At 46.7% G+C, this 18155-nt stretch carries 16 protein-coding genes and 5 tRNA genes; 8 read left to right on the top strand and 13 right to left on the bottom strand.

Features of this window, described 5'->3' with window-relative positions; all coding sequences use genetic code 11:
- Positions 1 to 46: 46 nt before the first annotated feature.
- The 3 genes from Q9R46_RS02285 to Q9R46_RS02275 all read right to left on the bottom strand — a co-directional run bounded on the left by Q9R46_RS02285 (position 47) and on the right by Q9R46_RS02275 (position 412).
- Positions 47 to 129 (bottom strand) — tRNA-Leu (locus Q9R46_RS02285).
- Between the two features lie 16 nt (positions 130 to 145).
- Positions 146 to 221 (bottom strand) — tRNA-Lys (locus Q9R46_RS02280).
- A 119-nt stretch (positions 222 to 340) separates the two neighbouring features.
- Positions 341 to 412: transfer RNA gene (locus Q9R46_RS02275), tRNA-Glu, on the bottom strand.
- Between the two features lie 303 nt (positions 413 to 715).
- On the opposite strand from Q9R46_RS02275, the gene Q9R46_RS02270 reads away from it, so the two are divergent.
- Positions 716 to 1492 (top strand): DeoR/GlpR family DNA-binding transcription regulator, encoded by a 777-nt coding sequence (locus tag Q9R46_RS02270; RefSeq protein ID WP_145333412.1) that lies wholly within the window; start codon positions 716 to 718, stop codon positions 1490 to 1492.
- A gap of 4 nt (positions 1493 to 1496) precedes the next feature.
- Positions 1497 to 2390: a Cof-type HAD-IIB family hydrolase gene (locus Q9R46_RS02265; protein WP_145412026.1), complete on the top strand. Its 894-nt coding sequence runs from the start codon at positions 1497 to 1499 to the stop codon at positions 2388 to 2390.
- Between the two features lie 166 nt (positions 2391 to 2556).
- Here Q9R46_RS02265 and Q9R46_RS02260 read toward each other — a convergent pair whose 3' ends face one another.
- The gene (locus Q9R46_RS02260; RefSeq protein WP_311280929.1) at positions 2557 to 3201 is read right to left on the bottom strand and encodes a flavin reductase family protein; all 645 of its coding nucleotides are present in this window, start codon (positions 3199 to 3201) and stop codon (positions 2557 to 2559) included.
- 85 nt (positions 3202 to 3286) lie between these two features.
- Between Q9R46_RS02260 and Q9R46_RS02255 the strand changes: the two genes are divergently transcribed.
- Positions 3287 to 3985: an ArsR/SmtB family transcription factor gene (locus Q9R46_RS02255; protein ID WP_311278797.1), complete on the top strand. Its 699-nt coding sequence runs from the start codon at positions 3287 to 3289 to the stop codon at positions 3983 to 3985.
- Between the two features lie 86 nt (positions 3986 to 4071).
- On the opposite strand, the gene Q9R46_RS02250 is transcribed toward Q9R46_RS02255, so the two are convergent.
- The 3 genes from Q9R46_RS02250 to Q9R46_RS02240 all read right to left on the bottom strand — a co-directional run bounded on the left by Q9R46_RS02250 (position 4072) and on the right by Q9R46_RS02240 (position 4798).
- A tRNA-Ser gene (locus Q9R46_RS02250) sits at positions 4072 to 4160 on the bottom strand.
- A gap of 6 nt (positions 4161 to 4166) precedes the next feature.
- Positions 4167 to 4242 (bottom strand) — tRNA-Asn (locus Q9R46_RS02245).
- A gap of 94 nt (positions 4243 to 4336) precedes the next feature.
- Positions 4337 to 4798 carry a SprT family protein gene (locus tag Q9R46_RS02240; RefSeq protein ID WP_154958617.1) on the bottom strand — a complete coding sequence of 154 codons (462 nt, stop codon included), beginning with the start codon at positions 4796 to 4798 and terminating at the stop codon, positions 4337 to 4339.
- Positions 4799 to 4917: 119 nt separating this feature from the next.
- Here Q9R46_RS02240 and Q9R46_RS02235 point away from each other — a divergent pair, with 119 nt between their 5' ends.
- Together Q9R46_RS02235 and cmpA are read left to right on the top strand one after the other, a co-directional pair.
- On the top strand, positions 4918 to 5274 hold the full coding sequence (locus tag Q9R46_RS02235) for a hydrolase/acyltransferase (RefSeq protein WP_090918133.1): 357 nt from the start codon (positions 4918 to 4920) through the stop codon (positions 5272 to 5274).
- A gap of 276 nt (positions 5275 to 5550) precedes the next feature.
- The gene (gene cmpA / locus Q9R46_RS02230) at positions 5551 to 5694 is read left to right on the top strand and encodes a cortex morphogenetic protein CmpA (RefSeq protein WP_123063289.1); all 144 of its coding nucleotides are present in this window, start codon (positions 5551 to 5553) and stop codon (positions 5692 to 5694) included.
- 172 nt (positions 5695 to 5866) lie between these two features.
- Here the strand turns inward: cmpA and Q9R46_RS02225 are convergent, their stop codons facing one another.
- From Q9R46_RS02225 to Q9R46_RS02200, 6 genes are all read right to left on the bottom strand, one after another.
- A complete protein-coding gene (locus tag Q9R46_RS02225; protein ID WP_145333409.1) occupies positions 5867 to 8080 on the bottom strand; it encodes a Tex family protein in 2214 nt (737 codons plus the stop codon).
- A gap of 395 nt (positions 8081 to 8475) precedes the next feature.
- Complete coding sequence (locus Q9R46_RS02220) at positions 8476 to 10665, bottom strand: alpha-galactosidase (RefSeq protein WP_311278796.1); 2190 nt, start codon at positions 10663 to 10665, stop codon at positions 8476 to 8478.
- Positions 10666 to 10901: 236 nt separating this feature from the next.
- Positions 10902 to 11252 carry a type II toxin-antitoxin system PemK/MazF family toxin gene (locus Q9R46_RS02215; RefSeq protein WP_024630714.1) on the bottom strand — a complete coding sequence of 117 codons (351 nt, stop codon included), beginning with the start codon at positions 11250 to 11252 and terminating at the stop codon, positions 10902 to 10904.
- A 3-nt stretch (positions 11253 to 11255) separates the two neighbouring features.
- Complete coding sequence (locus tag Q9R46_RS02210; protein WP_024630715.1) at positions 11256 to 11537, bottom strand: CopG family ribbon-helix-helix protein; 282 nt, start codon at positions 11535 to 11537, stop codon at positions 11256 to 11258.
- 259 nt (positions 11538 to 11796) lie between these two features.
- A complete protein-coding gene (gene alr, locus Q9R46_RS02205; RefSeq protein ID WP_311278795.1) occupies positions 11797 to 12984 on the bottom strand; it encodes an alanine racemase in 1188 nt (395 codons plus the stop codon).
- Between the two features lie 379 nt (positions 12985 to 13363).
- Complete coding sequence (locus Q9R46_RS02200) at positions 13364 to 14578, bottom strand: DUF4367 domain-containing protein (protein WP_311278794.1); 1215 nt, start codon at positions 14576 to 14578, stop codon at positions 13364 to 13366.
- A gap of 309 nt (positions 14579 to 14887) precedes the next feature.
- On the opposite strand from Q9R46_RS02200, the gene Q9R46_RS02195 reads away from it, so the two are divergent.
- Genes Q9R46_RS02195 through Q9R46_RS02185 form a run of 3 tightly spaced genes read left to right on the top strand, consistent with a single transcriptional unit; the run spans position 14888 to position 18150 of the window.
- Entirely contained in the window at positions 14888 to 15115 is a 228-nt protein-coding gene (locus tag Q9R46_RS02195) for a helix-turn-helix transcriptional regulator (protein WP_311278793.1), read from the top strand.
- Positions 15099 to 15875 (top strand): DUF3169 family protein, encoded by a 777-nt coding sequence (locus tag Q9R46_RS02190; protein ID WP_311278792.1) that lies wholly within the window; start codon positions 15099 to 15101, stop codon positions 15873 to 15875. Before Q9R46_RS02195 ends, Q9R46_RS02190 begins: the two co-directional genes overlap by 17 nt.
- 49 nt (positions 15876 to 15924) lie before the next feature.
- On the top strand, positions 15925 to 18150 hold the full coding sequence (locus tag Q9R46_RS02185) for a serine hydrolase domain-containing protein (RefSeq protein WP_311278791.1): 2226 nt from the start codon (positions 15925 to 15927) through the stop codon (positions 18148 to 18150).
- The last annotated feature ends 5 nt before the right edge of the window (positions 18151 to 18155 follow it).

Raw genomic sequence — 18155 nt, 5'->3', positions numbered from 1 at the left:
AGAAGCAAAAACCCTGGGTATCCAGGGTTTTTGCTTCTTAATCTGATGCGGTCGAGAGGACTCGAACCTCCACGGGTATACACCCACTACCCCCTCAAGATAGCGTGTCTGCCATTCCACCACGACCGCATATTAAATTGTTAAATGGTGAGCCATGAAGGACTCGAACCTTCGACACCCTGATTAAAAGTCAGGTGCTCTACCAACTGAGCTAATGGCTCTCAATGTGCCTTCACCTGATGTTATGCCATGCTTCATATCGGATGTTACAGAGCAATGACTTTCAAAGAAACCCTTTATTAAAACGAATCTCTTAGCGGTGAAGAATGAGGTAATACTATGACCCGTAGGGGATTCGAACCCCTGTTACCTCCGTGAAAGGGAGGTGTCTTAACCCCTTGACCAACGGGCCTTATAAACAATTTGTCTTCTTGGCGACAAGAATGAGTATATCACAGGTAAATAGAATAATGCAACACTTTTTTATATTCTTTTAAAATCCAATTTTTTACTCACATTCAAAAGCCACTTCCCTTATCTCCTTAATATCTGAAATCACATTCTTGTCATAGCTGTACTATAATTATGTAAATTAATGATTAAAAACTTATAAAAACTTATTTTTACTTACAACATTGCAGATCACATTATAATTACTTATAATTAAACTATAGTACAACGCACGGTCATCCAGAAATATAAGGAGGCTTTACGTTTGTTTCAAGAAGAACGCATGCAACTCATCATTGAGCACCTGCGCAAGCATCATCGTATCTCGGCAGAAGAGATTGTATCTTTATTCGATGTCTCACGAGATACGGCACGCCGGGATCTGATTAAACTCGAAGAGCAGGAAGCCATTATTCGCACACGCGGTGGTGCAATCCTCCCCTCTCCCCCACAAGAATTCAAGTCCTATCAAGACCGGCTGAAGTATGTTTCTGAGGAAAAACGGGCCATTGGCAAACTGGCTGCGGCTCTGGTTCGTTCAGGAGAGACGATCATCTTGGATTCCTCCACAACCGTTCAATCCTGCGCTGAGAATTTGAATGGTAAATCTTGTACGGTCATTACTAATTCGATACACTCAGCTGATCTTTTATCTAATCACACCGCAGTTCAGATTCGTCTCCTTGGCGGCCGCTTAGATAAGGAACAGCGTTATGTGTATGGAACACCCGTTATTGAGACACTCTCCCACTACTACGTGGATAAAGCCTTTATTGGCATTGGCGGTTTCACGATGGATGGATTCAGTGCTTCCGAAGAGGAAGGCAAGATCAAACATCAAATGATGAAATCCGCCAAAAAAGTAATTGTGCTAGCCGATCATTCCAAGACGGGCAAACGTTACGGTTATCGTTTTGCAGATTGGTCACTGGTAGACGTATTAATTACAGATCAATGGCCGGATCAGGAATGGCTGGATTTTTTAAACGAACAAAAGGTTGAGATTCTAATCCCCGAACCTACACAAGATAAGGAGTTGTAAAGATATGAAGTTATTTGCTACCGATTTAGATGGAACTTTGTTGAATCGAGACAGCCAGATTAGCCGCGAGAACGCCGATGCCATCCAGAAGGCGCAACAGTCTGGCATGAAAGTAACCATCGCGACCGGACGCGTATATTCAGATGTTGTGGCGATTAGCCGCCAAGGCGGAATCAAAACACCGATTATCGGTTCCAACGGCGCTACCATTCATGATGAGAATGGAGAACGCTTATTCCACCTTCCTCTGGAACGTGAAACGGCCGCTTCTGTCATGCAATGGCTGGAAGATGAGCACATTTATTATGAAGCTTCAACTCAGATGGGCATATACGCTGCAATCAGTACTCATGAGACGATGCTTGCCGAATTGGAACGTGTCCTGGGATCAAAACCCGGTGAAGATATCGAGCGCATGATCCATTCGATTAAGAAACACTACAACAAAAAAGACTATCATCGTGTGAACAGCCATCTTGAAATTCCGGCAGAAGCATGCATTTACAACATTATGGCTTTCTCGATGAATCCTGAAAAAGTGCAACTTGGACGAGAATACTTCTCTTCCAGAACCGATGTTGCCATGGTTGTCTCCTTTGAGCATAATTTTGAAATGCAACATCCGGATGTATCTAAAGGAAATGCCCTCTCCAAACTGGCGGAGCACTTGAACATTTCGATGAAAGACACAGCCGCTATCGGGGATAACTTTAATGATGTTTCCATGTTACAAATGGCTGGGTTAGGTATAGCAATGGGCAATGCCGAACCCGAAATTCGCGCCTTGGCTAAAACGATTACACTGACCAATGTGGAGCATGGCGTCGCTCATGCGATTCATAGCCTGTTAGAAGGCAAACCGATTGCGCCTGAGGAAACCATTGTCTCGGAAGGCTGATAAAGTACCATTGAAAGGTTAGTAACATTAGTAAAATCAAGAAACAAGCACGGCAGTCTCGTTAACCGAGCCAGCCTGTGCTTATTTTTTGATTTCTGCAACGTGCTAAGAAGTGTAACTCTCACTTGGTCTCTTACTTGGTCTCTTCATCGATCTCATCCTCCACTCATTTATCTGCCCGGAAATTCTCCCCTTGTCTCTCCCCAAGTCCGTAATAATGCCTGAAATTATAAATCAACGGATGCCATTGCTTCGGATCAATCTTATTGACGTCTGAAACCAAATGGGAATGTGCATGCACCTTCACTGCTTTCACTTCTACAATCGCCATATTCGGCGTATGCTCCGGGATACGAATATGTTGTACAAGCGCTTCAATCTGAAGCGGACATTCGGCTATTTTATCTGGCGCCACTTGAACTGATCTTTGAGATGTCAGGCCAACCGTCCTAAATTTATCTTGGCAAAACGTGTATCCCATCTTCTCTTTAACTTCTGGCACGGGAAAGCTTCCCGTCAACCGCCCCAGCGCTTCAACTTTTCCCCACATCGAGTCATCCGGCAGATTAATAACACATTCAGGATGATGACAGAGATTCTCATAAGCTTTGCCCTGTGTACCTATCCCCAGCACCAGACAATCCCCCAGCGCCCAAGAAGACGATAATGGTGAAAGATTCGTGGACCCATTTTCGTTTAAAGTACTAAGGATGATAACAGGGGTGCCATAGTATAAAATACTGGGATTAATCGTCTCGTGCTGATTCGTCCGAGCCGATTTGGTCGTTTGTTCTGTGCTATACTGCTGCATAACGTTACTCACCTTATACCTCTCCTGTTCAAATCATCAATTGAAACCAATTGTAATACAGCATTATTTCAACTATCATCGAAGTATGAATGCATATCCGAACATCACTGTTATTGCCTCACTTATTGCTGATACAAGCCGTTCTATCTTTCTCTCCGCTTTGCTGGATGGAAGGTCGTTACCTGCCGGTGAGCTGGCCTATATGGCCTCAGTCAGTCCACAGACCGCAAGTAATCACCTTGCTAAACTTGTAACGGGAGGACTATTGGAAGTAGAACAGCAAGGTCGTCATCGATATTATCGTCTCGCGAACGAGGAAATTGCCGATCTGATTGAGAAGATGGCCAGTATTGCCCCAGCGGTACAGGTTCGCTCATTGAAGCAATCCAATCAATTGCAACAATTAAGTTATGCTCGCACCTGTTACGGTCATCTGGCTGGAAAACTCGGGGTTTTACTCTGCGAAGCATTGCTCAAGAGAGGTTATCTGGTTGAACCTGAAGAAGCGCATGGTAAGGATTTTCTAATTACGGAGGAAGGATCGCAGTGGTTTAACTCATTTGGAATGAAGCTGCAATTGAAGCCAGGATCACGCAGGGCCATCGCTCGTAAATGCCTGGACTGGAGCGAACGCCGTCATCACCTGTCCGGCTTGCTCGGTGAAGAGCTCGTTCAGCGGTTACTTGAACTGGATTGGATTCGTCAAAAAACAGGAAGTCGCTCTGTTGAAGTGACCGAGGCTGGAAAATCAGGTTTGTACGAGCTTTTGGGTATTTCCCTGTGAACGGCTCAGATGCTAAAACCAAAAAATCCTCTTTACATGAAAAATTACTCATTCATGTAAAGAGGATTAAAAGTGTATAATCAGAACGGAGAGAGAGGGATTCGAACCCTCGCACCGCTTACGCAGTCTAACCCCTTAGCAGAGGGTCCCCTTATAGCCACTTGGGTATCTCTCCAAGAAATGGCTCCCCGAACAGGACTCGAACCTGTGACAACTCGATTAACAGTCGAGTGCTCTACCAACTGAGCTATCAGGGAAAATTAACTTGAATAACATTAATTTATCATGATTAATAATTCAAGTCAACCTGCCTTTTACTCCCTTTTTACAACAAACTATTCCTAGTGTTCGTCAGATGGTTTGAAGCGTCAGTTTGCCTGAACATCGACCGCAGCGATAACGCTTGGGATCTATTTTCCGTTTACGCAAATATTCCATCCCGCAGCTCTTGCATACCAGCTTGTACCGATACGGCAGCGGTTTTCTGCCCTTGTCTCCAGGAAGAGACTGACAGAACCGTGAACCGCCCACTTTCTGCAAAAGTGCCTTGAATTCCGGATCTCTATGCTGGTATCCCCGCCCTCGAATATGCAGATGATAGTGGCATAGTTCATGTTTGATAATTTTCTCAACCTCGTCTTTTCCGTAGACTTCAAGCTGATGTGGATTTATCTCGATCCGATGGCTTTTGAGCATATACCTTCCACCTGTTGTCGTCAGACGACGGTTAAATATCGCTTCATGAGTAAACGGAACTCCGAAATGTTCAAGAGAAATCTGCTCAATCCATTGTTGTAATTCCTTATTTTCCATCATTCTCCTCTCTCTCCACCCGTTCGAGCACACTGTTTTTCCCGTACAATACTTGAATTTTAACCGTTTCGTAGGCTACACTGTCAAGTAGAATGTATGAGGGGAGATTAATACTCGTTATGCCTACAATGCGCTATGTCATCCTGCAGCAGGAGCAACAATTGCAGTTTGTTGAAATGCCCGCGGACTATGCTTATCAACTCAGTGCGCTTAATCTGCGTCTGCACAAGGAAATCGACAAACTCACGGCAACAGATGTACCCGTTCTACCCTGGGCTATTGCCGAATGTGATCATCTCGATCTGTTAAACGAAAACTTGTCCATCATCGGCGGGCTTGATTATATCAATGCCCTTGAAGAGCGTTTTGCTGCCCTGCGTGAAAGCAATTATCCTTTGATTTCCCTGCTTACCGAGATCCGGGCACTACAAGCCCAATTGGAACAATGGTATGAAGAAGAGATGGAGTCGTTCTGATTCATTCTATAGGGAAATTACTTCTGTTTAAAACCTGATGTATGACCATCAACTTTCCGAAATATTGTATTCCATCTCGTTTGATAGACAAAATTCAATAAAATACGAAAGGCGCATTTCCCGAACCGGGGAATGTGCTTTTTTCATTCTTGTTTTTTTCGTTCTGGTTCAACAGGTTCTGATCATTTTCAATTGACATGGAGTTATCCCGCACAGTCCAGGCTATTGCCACATATGCTAACGTACAGATGAATTATGCAAAAGGAGGAGATTCCTTTGCCTCAATGGCTCTGCAACCAACTCATGCGGGCGTTCCACAAAAAGGACAGTCGTCAAATCAAGTTACTGAACGAATGCTGGTATTTCTATCGTAACAAACCTGCCAGCGGTTCACAGCGCAACATGGAGAACGAGATCTAAGCCTTTAAACCAAACCCTTCCCATCCATACCATTGCACTACAAAGGATAATACTTAACAGCAAACAGCCTTCCCCATGCGGGAAGGCTGTCCCCTTATACGTTTACACGTATATACTCTACAGACGTTTAATCTGACATCACATCATGATGCCAAAACGCGATAATTAATCTTTAATTGGCAGATGCAGGTTTTTTCATTGTCAGGCCAACACGACCTTTTTTCGTATCCACATTCATCACCCAAACCGTCACGTTGTCTCCAACGGAAACAACATCCATCGGATGTTTAACGTACCCGTTACTCAGTTGAGAGATATGGACAAGCCCATCACTTTTGATGCCGATGTCAACGAAGGCACCAAAGTCAATGACGTTTCGAACGGTACCTTGCAATTCCATCCCTTCCACCAGATCTTCAATCTTGAGTACATCGGTGCGGAAAATCGGCAACGGCATCTCTTCACGGGGGTCACGACCCGGGCGCTGTAAACTGTCCAGAATGTCACGGAGTGTAGGCACACCGACATTCAGTTTAACGGCCAACTGTTCTGTCTCCTGTTCGGACAAAAGCACAGACAGTTCTTTGCTTCCGAGTTTGTCCAGCTCGACCTGAAGCTCTTTGAAGAGCTGATCAACCACCTTATACGATTCAGGGTGAATTGGCGTGCGATCCAGTGGATTCTCTCCTTCAGATATACGCATGAAGCCCACGCATTGTTCGTATGTTTTTGCGCCCAAACGGGGCACTTTCTGCAACTGGCGACGACTTGTGAAACGGCCGTTCTCTTCACGATATTTGACAATGTTTTTGGCAATAGTTGCATTAACACCGGCAACATAAGACAACAAGGAAGGTGAAGCCGTATTAACATCTACGCCAACATGGTTAACTGCAGACTCTACGACAGCCTTCAAGCTCTCTTCCAGAACCTTCTGGGATACATCATGCTGGTATTGACCGACACCAATCGCTTTTGGATCAATTTTAACGAGTTCGGCCAGCGGGTCTTGTACCCGACGGGCAATAGAAGCCGCGCTACGCTCGGCAACATCCAGATCCGGGAATTCCTCTTGGGCAAGCTTGGATGCAGAGTACACACTTGCACCAGCCTCGTTCACAATCAGGTAAACCAGGCTGTCATCGCCATTCTCCTGAATAATTTCGGCTACGAACTGCTCTGTCTCACGCGAACCTGTCCCGTTACCAATAACGATCAATCCAATATCGTACTGCTTGATCATCCGGTGGAACACTTCAGCCGCTTCACGCTTCTTGTTATGCGGAGGTGTCGGGTAAGTTACAGCTACTTCGAGCAATTTCCCTGTATCATCGACAACTGCCAGTTTACAGCCTGTCCGGTATGCCGGATCGACACCCAGTACACGTTTGCCATGAATTGGTGGCTGTAACAGCAGGTTACGGAGATTCGCGGAGAATACCGAAATCGCCTGATTTTCCCCTTTTTCCGTCAACTCGGCACGCACTTCACGTTCAATGGACGGTGCGATCAGACGTTTATACGCATCTTCAACGACGGAACGCAAAATCTCCTGCACCACAGAAGCACCCCGGATAATCTGCCCTTCCATATGACGGTGAGCCGGTTCAGCTTGCACGTCCAGTCCAACCTTGAGAATGCCTTCACGCTCCCCGCGGTTAATCGCAAGAATACGGTGCGGCGGCATCTTTTTGGCTAATTCGCGGTAACTATAGTAGTTCTCGTATACGGACTCTTGCTCCGTATCCTTGGCTTCTGAAGTCAGCATGCCGTGATCCAGCGTATATCTGCGAATCCAGGCGCGAATAGCTGCATCATCGGCAATATTCTCAGCGAGAATATCCTTTGCTCCTTGAAGAGCCGACTCTGCATCCTCTACCCCGAGTTCCGCATTAATATAACGCGCAGCCTCCTGATGTGCATCTCCCTGTTTCGGCTGTTCCCATATCCATACGGCGAGCGGCTCCAGACCTTTTTCCTTGGCTACACTGGCACGCGTTTTCCGTTTCTGACGGTAAGGACGGTACAGATCCTCTACTTCCTGCAGCTTGACAGCTTGCGTAATGGATTTCTCAAGCTCTTTGGTCAGCTTGCCCTGTTCCTCTATAATACGGATAACTTCCAGTTTACGGTCTTCCAGATTGCGCAAATACACCAGGCGTTCTTCAATCTGCCGCAGCTGGTTCTCATCCAGTTCTCCAGTCATTTCTTTACGGTAGCGGGCGATAAATGGAATCGTATTGCCTTCGTCCAGAAGCTCCGATGTGGTGCGAATCTGCTTCAAGGACAGTGACAGTTCCTTGGCTACCTGTTTGATGATTCGTTCTTGGCGTTCGGCCTTTAATGTTTCTTCATTGGGTTCCAGAACCGTTTCCTGTTCAGACAAATAAATCCCTCTTTCCTTCCTGAATCGTTCATAATACTCATTTCAGGGCAGCTGTGCTGCATAATAACAGTATAGTCGATCATCCGAAGTTGATCTCAAGCTTTTTCAAGCTCTAAATAACACTCTTCTCTATATTATCACAAAATCACGTTGATATTTCTACCATTCCTATGGCACGTCTGTTACTTGCTTTTATTGCCTCCTAAACATCCTTCCCTGTTGAACGAAAAAAAGACCGAGAATGTCATCATGACATCCTCGGGTCTTCTTCAAACATAATTTACTCCAATTCGCCTAAATAAGTTGAGAGTTTCTTTTACACGTTAACAGAAACAGCGAATGGAAGGTTCTTCTGTCATCGGAGTGGACTGTGTAAAATCTCTAGTTCAACTTATTTAGACCCGCTCAAACCGGAACATTTCGCTCAGATAGTCTCCAGACTCACTACCCACAGCAATACCGCCATACATCAAAGCATCGCCCGTAAACGTCTCTGAGCTGCCTTTCAGGCGGTAATCCGCGTTTGGATCAAGCCCTTTCAGCTTCAGGCGTTGAAGCGGGGCATTCGGTTCAGAGAGTACACGGAAGTAGAATACAATCACTTCACCGCCATCCGGTGCAATGAACATCCATGCCGTTTCATTGCCTTCAAACGGACTGAGCAGACGACGGAACGTACCGTATTGTACCGTACTGCGAATTTCCTTGTATAGTTCGACCTGTGCTGTAACAATCGCATTCTCTTCGTCTGTAAACTTCGTCAGATCCAGCTCGTATCCGAAGTTGCCCGACATCGCAACATGACCGCGAATCTCCAGAGAAGTGATACGATTCACCTGATGGTTCGGCACAGCCGAAATATGTGAACCCATGGAACTTACAGGATATACAAGGCTTGTACCGTATTGAATCCGCAAACGGGAAATCGCATCCGTGTTATCGCTGGTCCATGCCTGAGGCATGTAATACAGCATTCCCGGGTCAAAACGTCCGCCGCCACCAGAGCAGCTTTCGAACAAAATATGCGGGAAGGAGGTAACGATACGCTCCATCACTTCGTACAGTCCGAGCATATAACGGTGCGCCGTTTCACGCTGTCTGTCCGCCGGGAGCAATGCAGAGCCAACCTCTGTCATGTTCCGGTTCATGTCCCACTTCACATAACTGATCGGTGCTGAGCCCAGAACATCGGACAACATCCGGACGATCTCGTCACGCACATCCTGACGGGAGAAGTCCAGCACAAGCTGTTGTCTTCCTTCGGTACGACGGCGATCCGGTACATGCAGACACCAGTCCGGATGCTTACGATAGAGTTCACTGTCCGGGGAGATCATCTCTGGCTCGAACCACAGCCCGAACTGCATGTCCAGACCTGTGACACGGTTAGCCAAGTCATCCAGTCCTTGCGGCAACTTGTTCTTGTCCACAATCCAGTCGCCCAAGGATGAATTATCGCTGTCCCGGTGACCAAACCAGCCGTCATCAAGCACAAACAACTCAATGCCCAGCTTCTGCCCCGCACGTGCGATCTGCTCAATCTTATCGGCATTAAAGCCGAAATACGTTGCTTCCCAGTTGTTCACCAGCACAGGACGCTCAGCATTGCGGAATTGTCCACGTGCCAGACGTTCCCGGTATAGCTCATGGTAGGATTGGGACATGCCATCAAGACCCGTAGCCGAGTAAACCATGACGGTCTCAGGTGTCTGGAACGACTCCTGCGGTTCAAGCTTCCAGCTGAACTCAAAGGGATTGATACCAACAGATACACGAGTGGTATAGAACTGATCCACTTCTGCCTGTGCAGTAAAGCTACCGCTATATACCAAACTGAATCCATACACTTCGCCTTGGTCTTCATCCGTTCCCGGTGTCATCAGGGCAATGAACGGGTTTTGCTGGTGACTGCTGGAGCCACGGCGGCTCTCGATCCCCTGCAATCCTGAAGCGAGTGGACGACGAACGATGTCACGTTCACGAGTCCAGGCACCCGAGAGCTGCAGCAATTCGTAATCTGCATGTGACAGGTCTACAGAAGAGCTGAGTGCTCGCAGCACATTCACCACGTTAGCGCTCTCATTCACGATACGCATCGAGCGTGTAATGGCATTAAAGGCAGTAAACGCGGTATACGTTAACTCAATTTTTACGCCTGACACCTGATCTTGCATTTCAATAATGAGCGTATCCGCTTCATCTTCGGATTCTACATACGTTGCCGGAAGTCCCGTTAACGCCTCTTTTCCCTTGACCAAACGATGGCCTGTATACGTAAACTCGGATACCGTTGAACCATTCTCCAGTTCCAGCTGGATCGCCGGGTTGCGGAAATCGCTCGTTCCATAGACCGGCAGTTCCACTGGCAGGGTGTCAAACGAAATCGTACGATCCTCCGGCACCGGATTCGGACTAAAGGATGCTCTTTCCGTCCGGACATGAAGCCAGCTCAGGTCGGTATCACGCAGTTTTTTGCCATAATACAAATGCACCAAATATCCCGAAGGCAATACCTGAAATACGTAGCTCGCCTCGCGGGTCTGTAAATGAAACTGAAGTTTCTCCTGATTGATGTAAATGCTCATATGTCTCCTCCATCTATCTATATAGGTCTTTCGGGTAAACGGTTTCTCAGGTTCCATTATAACGAAAAGATCATCAATGTTCTACGCTTTCACCAAGACTTAACCAAAAGAGCGCACAACACCCATAAAGGTATCGTACGCTCTTAAGGTAACATTCTGAAATTGTGTGTTCCCTCACAGGAACATCCGTTGTCAACAGACAGATGCGCAAGCACATCAAGTACTAAGCTTCACCCTTAAAAATCGATTAAGCCCAGGCTGATCTGCAAGGCTTCGTTAACCAGTTTCATGGTCTCCTCGTCCAAATGCGTAATCTTGTCAGTCAGCCTTTGCTTATCAATCGTCCGAATCTGTTCGAGCAAAATCACCGAGTCCCGGTCAAAGCCATGCGCCGCTGCATCAATTTCGACATGCGTCGGCAGCTTTGCCTTCTGAATCTGGGCGGTAATGGCCGCCACGATACAGGTTGGACTGAACCGGTTGCCGATATCGTTCTGGATAACCAGAACCGGCCTGACTCCACCTTGCTCAGAACCGACAACGGGAGAAAGATCCGCAAAAAAAACGTCACCACGTTTTACGATCACTGTCTACACCCCGCTAACTAAGCGGTCCAGAGTGCTGTCCGCATCTTCCTCCGCGTGAAAGGCTTCGGATGCCATGGTCAGGTTAATCTTCGCCATCTCCATGTACCCTCGCTGCATTGATTCACGGATGTAACGTTTCTTCCGCTCCGTCAAGTACAGCTTCATTGCTTGCCTAATCAATTCGCTGCGGTTGGAATTCTCCAGCGCTACGATGCCATCCACTTCCTGCAAAAGATAATCAGGTAAACTGATCATAATCCGCTTGGTGTTCTGCAAGTTGGCCACCTTTCTTCCACCCCCACAAACCTTTCGCCATTGTGAACCAGTATTACGCTTTTCCAGAACTTTTATACAAAGGAATATATATGCCCCGCGTATATCAAGTATGCTGTACTCCATTATAAACACGGGAATCATTATTCGTACAGACTAAACATCGCATTTCAGGATTAAATTCCTGACATCGTACATATTTCGAGATGCTGCGACAGTATTCCTTCTGTTCTGAAAAAAATGTTGCTGGTAATCGTGTCCAATTTGCGAATTACGTTGTCAAAAGGGGATTGATTCTAGCGACTACCTCTCCTCCCCGGGTATAGACCCGGGGAATGCGATGAGCCATCATGCAGATCACTTCATAGTGAATCGTACCGAGCTGGTCTGCCACCTCACTAGCGGTAATTACACCGCCGGACTGGTGGCCGATGAGAACAACCTCTTCGCCGGCTTGAATTGCTTCCGCTTCTTCCGCGAAAGATTGTAGCGACACCATGCACTGATCCATGCAGATCGTACCGACGACAGGAACGCGGCGGCCACGCACAAGCACCTGTGCTTTGCCTGTCAGCATTCTTGAAAATCCGTCTGCATAGCCGATAGGCAAGGTCGCTATTCGTTCATTTTCCTGTGTAAAATAACGGGTTCCATAACTGACTCCCCAATGGGACGGCAGTGTTTTGACCAGAACCGCTTTTGTCTTCAGTGTCATTACCGGGAGCAGCTTCACTACCTGGTGATTCACCTCTACCGAAGGATAAAGTCCATACAGACTTATGCCCACACGTACCATATCATAGGATAATTCAGGTGTATCAATGGCAGCGGCACTGTTGGCCGTATGTATAATCGGGATGACACATCCCTGATTCCGAAGCGTCTCTGTAACGCTCTGAAACCGTCGATACTGATCCAGTGTATAGGTCTTGTCTTCTTCATCTGCTTTGGCATAGTGAGTAAACATGCCTTCCAGCATTACCTGATCAAGTGAGGAAACCTCTTGTATAAAGTCAATAGCCTCATTGCCAGGTAGCAGACCCAATCTGCCCATGCCACTGTCGATCTTGATGTGAACTTTCAACTGATTTGCGAATGTGCCTGGTTTCACCTGTTTGATCGCCTCAAGCACGTCTCTGCTAAACAAAGTAATCGTCACATCATGTTGCCACGCTACAGCGACTCCTTCAGGCGGCGTATACCCCAATACCAGAATCGGGCTTGTAATACCGTGCAGACGCAGTTCGAGAGCTTCGTCAAGAAACGCTACACTTAAATAATCCACGCCCACTCGTTCCAATTCTCTGGCTGTCTCTACTGCTCCATGCCCGTAAGCGTTGGCCTTTACACAAGCGAGAAATCTCGTACCCTGAGGCAATACCTCACGAAAAGCGGTTACGTTGCCTCGCAGATGGTCCAGATTAATCTCCGCCTGGGTCGGCCTATATTGTCCTTGCACGTTAAGTCACCTTCTCTAATCTTCTTAATCCGGCTCACGTCAGACTCCATCGTAATGCTCCAGCATGTCACTGTCAAATGTACAGAAATTTCACTTCTCACATCATATGCTGTAGGAGCCTGCAGAGAACCACAATCAAGTGCAAAAGACGGCCAATAAGCACAGTTATTCCAGTCCGCTTGGGTCTCAATATACAGCTGGATATAACTTGCTTACATCAGCTTATTACCCGGTTCTCTCCGCATAGAAGCGTATTTCGTATTTTTAGAGTGAACTCGGCATGTTCTTGGGCACTGTGAAAATAAATAAAGCACCGGAGAAATGAAATCTCCGATGCTCTATAGCATTCCTTGGGATAGAACGGCTATGCGTTCTCGTTTTATTTACCTGACTCTTCCTGCATGGAGGTCGCTATACGTACCATTTCATTCTCAGGCAGGTCCGCGCTTGTAATTCGGTATTCCACGCCATCAGAAGTCCAGGTCAGCGTCTGTAAAGCATCTCCGCTAATCATACCCGCTGTAAATCCAAGATCAACCAGACGGGAAGGGGCAAGGGATACGGCACGATCCTGAGGTCTTGCTTCAAATATCGTGTAATTATAGGTTCCCTCATACCGGAGCAGAACGGAATAATCCCCGGATTCTTCCAGAATCTGATCATCCTTCAGCTTAACACCTTCCGGCGCATATGTCGGTTGAATGACACCAAAGCTGTCTGCTTCCTGCGGTTCAGCCACAGTAGGTTCTTCGGTACCCTGCCCACTTGATGCCCCCTCTGAACCTTCTGTTCCTTGTTGATTCGTACCCTCACTTACACCTGTCTGCCCATCAACAGCTCCTTCGGTTCCCTTGGAGCCTGGCGTAGCCTGAGGATTAGCGGGTTGCTGGGCTCCTGCATCATCCGTTTTCTCGGCTGGAGCCACTCCAGCATCAGTGCCTGTCTTATTCCCCTCTTCCGTTGCAGCCGTCATGTTCCGCTGCATGTCAAAGGCATCTTTTCCAAATTCGGCTCCGAATTTGAAGCTGTCAAACTTCACGTCCACCACCACATTGGCATTGGAGTCGGATACCTCCACTTGTTTCGGTGCGTAATCACTCTTGTTCAGCCAGATTTTCTGTCTTACAAGAGCATGTGTATTGTAGTTGGCAGCAACATCAAATACATAGCTTTCCTTTTCATCTGCAAACTGACGAGTCGTATCCCCTGTAATGCTTCGGATCAACGTTTCATACAAGTAAACCTGACCCTGGTTATCTGGCCAGTCACTTTGGAAGCGGAAGCTTTTATTCTGACTCGGCGTTAGTACAAACACACCTTCATCGTTACGAAGAACGATTTGCGTAACATCCTTCTTGGCATTGGTTAACGCAATGCGGTAATACGAAGGCTTCTGATGCCATACCTCGACCTTGTACTGCTGCGGCGTCTCTCCGGTATGTAGCGTCATGACGCCTGCTCCCTGGTAACTTTCCATTTCTCCAACAACTTCGTTCAGATCTTTGACCACAGCTGCCGCATCCTTCTTCCCGCAGGCGGCAAGTAAGGCCGATAAGACCAATACCATGGCAAGCATCCATGATATTCGGCGCATGACATCATCCCCTTTAGCACATGTTTTCACTTCAGGATTGTGCGTACAGCAGAACCCCTACTTGATTAGTACATGTTATGAGGGACTTGTTCGATATATGCGGACTAGTTTGACAAGCATGGCATGAAACGTTGTGCACATCAGGCAGAGAAACATATCCGTCTTGAAAAAAGAGCTTTTCGAGGCTCTTTTTTCACGTTTATTCGAATTCATTCATCATCCTAAAAAGTAAATAATAATATTCATTTTGTATATTATACTTTACATTTAGTCGATTATCATATACATTTTATTCATGGAGGTGAGTACGTGGAAGAATTACACAATCACGTTCGGGAGTTACGAGCGAGAGATCGATTGTCTCAGGCAGAACTGGCGAAGCTCATTGGCGCATCAAGGCAAACCATTGCTCTGATTGAACGCGGAGATTATTCTCCCTCGGTCGTTCTGGCGTTGAAAATAGCCCATGTTTTCGGTGAATCTGTTGAAAAAATATTTGAATTGAAAGGTGGAAATATAGATGAATTCAACCGCTAATACCTCATCTAAAAAAAGAAAAATGCGTCTTCCGCTCTACGCAGCTGGCGGTGCCACTTTCGGATTTTTAACCGCAACTTTGTTTAAGAAACTACCTTCCGATCTGAACTGGACTCCGTCCGTCTATTACGACTATGACTTGCTCTTCGCACTTGTCGCCTTAATGTTACTCGTAACGGTGATCTGGAACAGCATTAGCCTATCTCGTACACCACACGTTCCCCCTGAAGAACCAGATGATTACGCAGACGATCTCCCTGCTCTGATTACGCCTGCGGAGCGCTCGCTGGGAAGAGCCATGATGCTTAGCAGCTTTGCTGTAATTACAGCGTTTGCTTGGGTTGCATTAGCTTTATCTTTTTATGAAGCTAACAGTCACTCCTCCTCTTCACCAAGCCTTTTCATCCTTGGGAATCTTGTTGCGGCATGCATATCGATCATTATCGTGGTTGTGCTTCAAACGCTCACGATCAAACGTTACAATCGCTACTTCCCTGATCGCGCATTGGACTTGAATTCTCACAACATGAAAAAAGATCACTTCGACAAGCTGGACGAAGGCGAGAAATGGATTGTGTATCGCGCCGCCTATCGCTCCTTTCAGACGATGAACCTCTTGCTTGGCATTGGAATGGCCGCTTCGGTATTATATTCCATCTTGTATAGCTTCGCTGCCTTCCCCATTGTTATGCTGGCTGTCATATGGATGATAAACCTTGGTGTTTATTTTCGTGAAACTTATCGAGCCCAGAAGCAGTAATACACAGTGAACTGCCTACTTTGGTAAAAATGACTAAAGGAGTGATGATGTGTATTTATTCAATCGAAATACCCGGTCCAAATGGAGCGCCCTGACCAGCGCTTGTATGGCACTTGTTCTTTCTCTCAGCCTGTGGGCTCCCCAAGTTCAGGCTCAGACAGGGGCAACAGCCCCTGACTCTGACGGTTCGAAACAGCCTGTAACTTTGAATGCGGAGAATGCCACCTCTTTTTTGGATGACTTCTTCGCATCACCTGAAACTAAACCACATTACGTCGGTGCATCTGTCGTTGTTGTGAAGGATGGTCAAGTTATTGCTGAAAAAGGATACGGTCATGCCGATCTGGACAAAAAAACACCTGTCGATCCGAAAAACACCGCTTTTCGTGTCGCCTCAGTCTCCAAAACCTTCACAGCCGCTGCGGTCATGCAGCTTGTGGAGCAAGGCAAGGTTGACCTGAAGGCTGATTTTCAGACCTATGTGAAGGGTCTGCACTTCGAGAATCCATTCGATGCGGAAGTAACCGTAGAACATCTGTTGACACACACCACCGGGTTTGAAATCCGTGATCCACAACCGGAAGACATCCACACAGACCAAGGCAAGTACATAACGATGGAGGAGTACGCGGAGAAGCACATGCCTCCTGTTGTACGAAAGCCTGGTAGCGCCTACATGTACGATAACTTCTCGTTTTTGCTACTCGGGTTGATCGTCGAAAATGTCAGCGGCGAGCCATTTGAAACGTACATGCAAGAGCACATCTTCAAACCACTAGGCATGAACAACAGCAGTTTTATGCTAGATGAAAAATTCCAGAAACAGCTGGCCACTGGTTATGATGCAGCTCACAAGCCGGTTGAAATGTACTTCATTGATCCAAATCCATTGCCTCAAGGCGGCATGCTGTCTACCGCAGATGACATCGGTAAGTTTATGATTGCCTTTCTGAATGACGGCAAGAAAGATAACCAGCAGATTTTGAAGCCAGCAACCGTGAAAAGTATGGAGCAGTATCGCTCTTCCATTCACCCGTTGCTGCCGGATACCACGTACGGATTCGAAGCGCCGTTTCAACTCCCCGGGGCGGGAAGCAGTTCCAAAGTAATCACCAAAGCAGGCGACCTGTCAGGTTACAGCTCTTATCTATTTTTTATTCCTGAGCAGAACACAGGCGTCTTCCTTACCTATAATCAGAATGGAGCTCTTCGTAATCTGCTCTACCAAGCTTTTATTCAGAACTTCTTCCCGCAGTACGCTAAACCGGTACAATTTAAGGAATACACGCCACAATCTGCGGAAGAGTTGAAACGTCTCAACGGTTTTTATGCCGACCTTCGGATCAGTGCACTTATCAGCAAACTGCAAACTGGCGGTGAAACGTCAAGTCAATTAAGCATTAATGATCCGTATCTGGGTGAACGTAAGCTGATTCAAGTGGAAGACAATCTGTTCACGGATGAATTAACTGGACAGTTCACAGCCTTCAAAACCTATGAAGATGGAACAACCTACATGAGAGAGCCGTATCTCAACCCATTCGGATATGCCAAAAAAGGGCAAAAAGCGGCGGGCTTCCTGGATGTTAAGAAGAGCAATCCTTATGCTCAAGCAATCCATAGCTTGCAATCGCTTGGATATTTCGAAAATGAAGTTAACCAGTCTTTCAAGCCTAAAACAACTGTAACTCGTGCGGAGTTTACCGAGGATATTCTTAAATTAAGTGGACTCAAGCCTAGCAAAACATCACCGCCTACTGACACAGACTGGGCTGGCCATGCTGCAGCTGGCTATATCCAGCTTGCTTATGAAATGGGTATGATCACAGGTGCAGACGAGAAACAGTTTAAACCCGATCAAGCCATTGTTCGGCAAGAAGCCGCAGTTATGATATGGAGAGTATTTCAGCTACAGTATCCAACCGAACTGTTTAAGGACGTTAAACTTGCAGGCCACACAGATGCTTGGGCCGTGCCTGCAGTGCAAATGATGGTGAAGCTGGGTATCTACGGCCCTGAGGTCAAAATGCTCGAGGACAATGCTGCAGATTACCTCTCACGCAAACCTCTCATTCGTCAGGAACACGCTGCTATCATGTATGCGTTAATCACACAGCCTACCGATCGCATCGTAGCTGAATTGATGGCTGCACAGCAACCAAAGCAGGCAGGATCTGAGAAGATTACTAAAGAAGCCGCGACGCCAGAGAGCAAAGCTGAGATTGCACCTAATCAAGCGACAGAAAGCGCTCCTCCAGCAACATCCGTTCAATAATTATG

Origin of the sequence: Paenibacillus sp. RRE4 (genome assembly GCF_031844205.1) — a bacterium.
Taxonomy (GTDB): Bacteria; Bacillota; Bacilli; order Paenibacillales; family Paenibacillaceae; genus Paenibacillus; species Paenibacillus xylanexedens_B.
The sequence above is the reverse complement of the archived record's forward strand: the minus strand, read 5'-3'. Positions and strand labels throughout refer to the sequence as shown.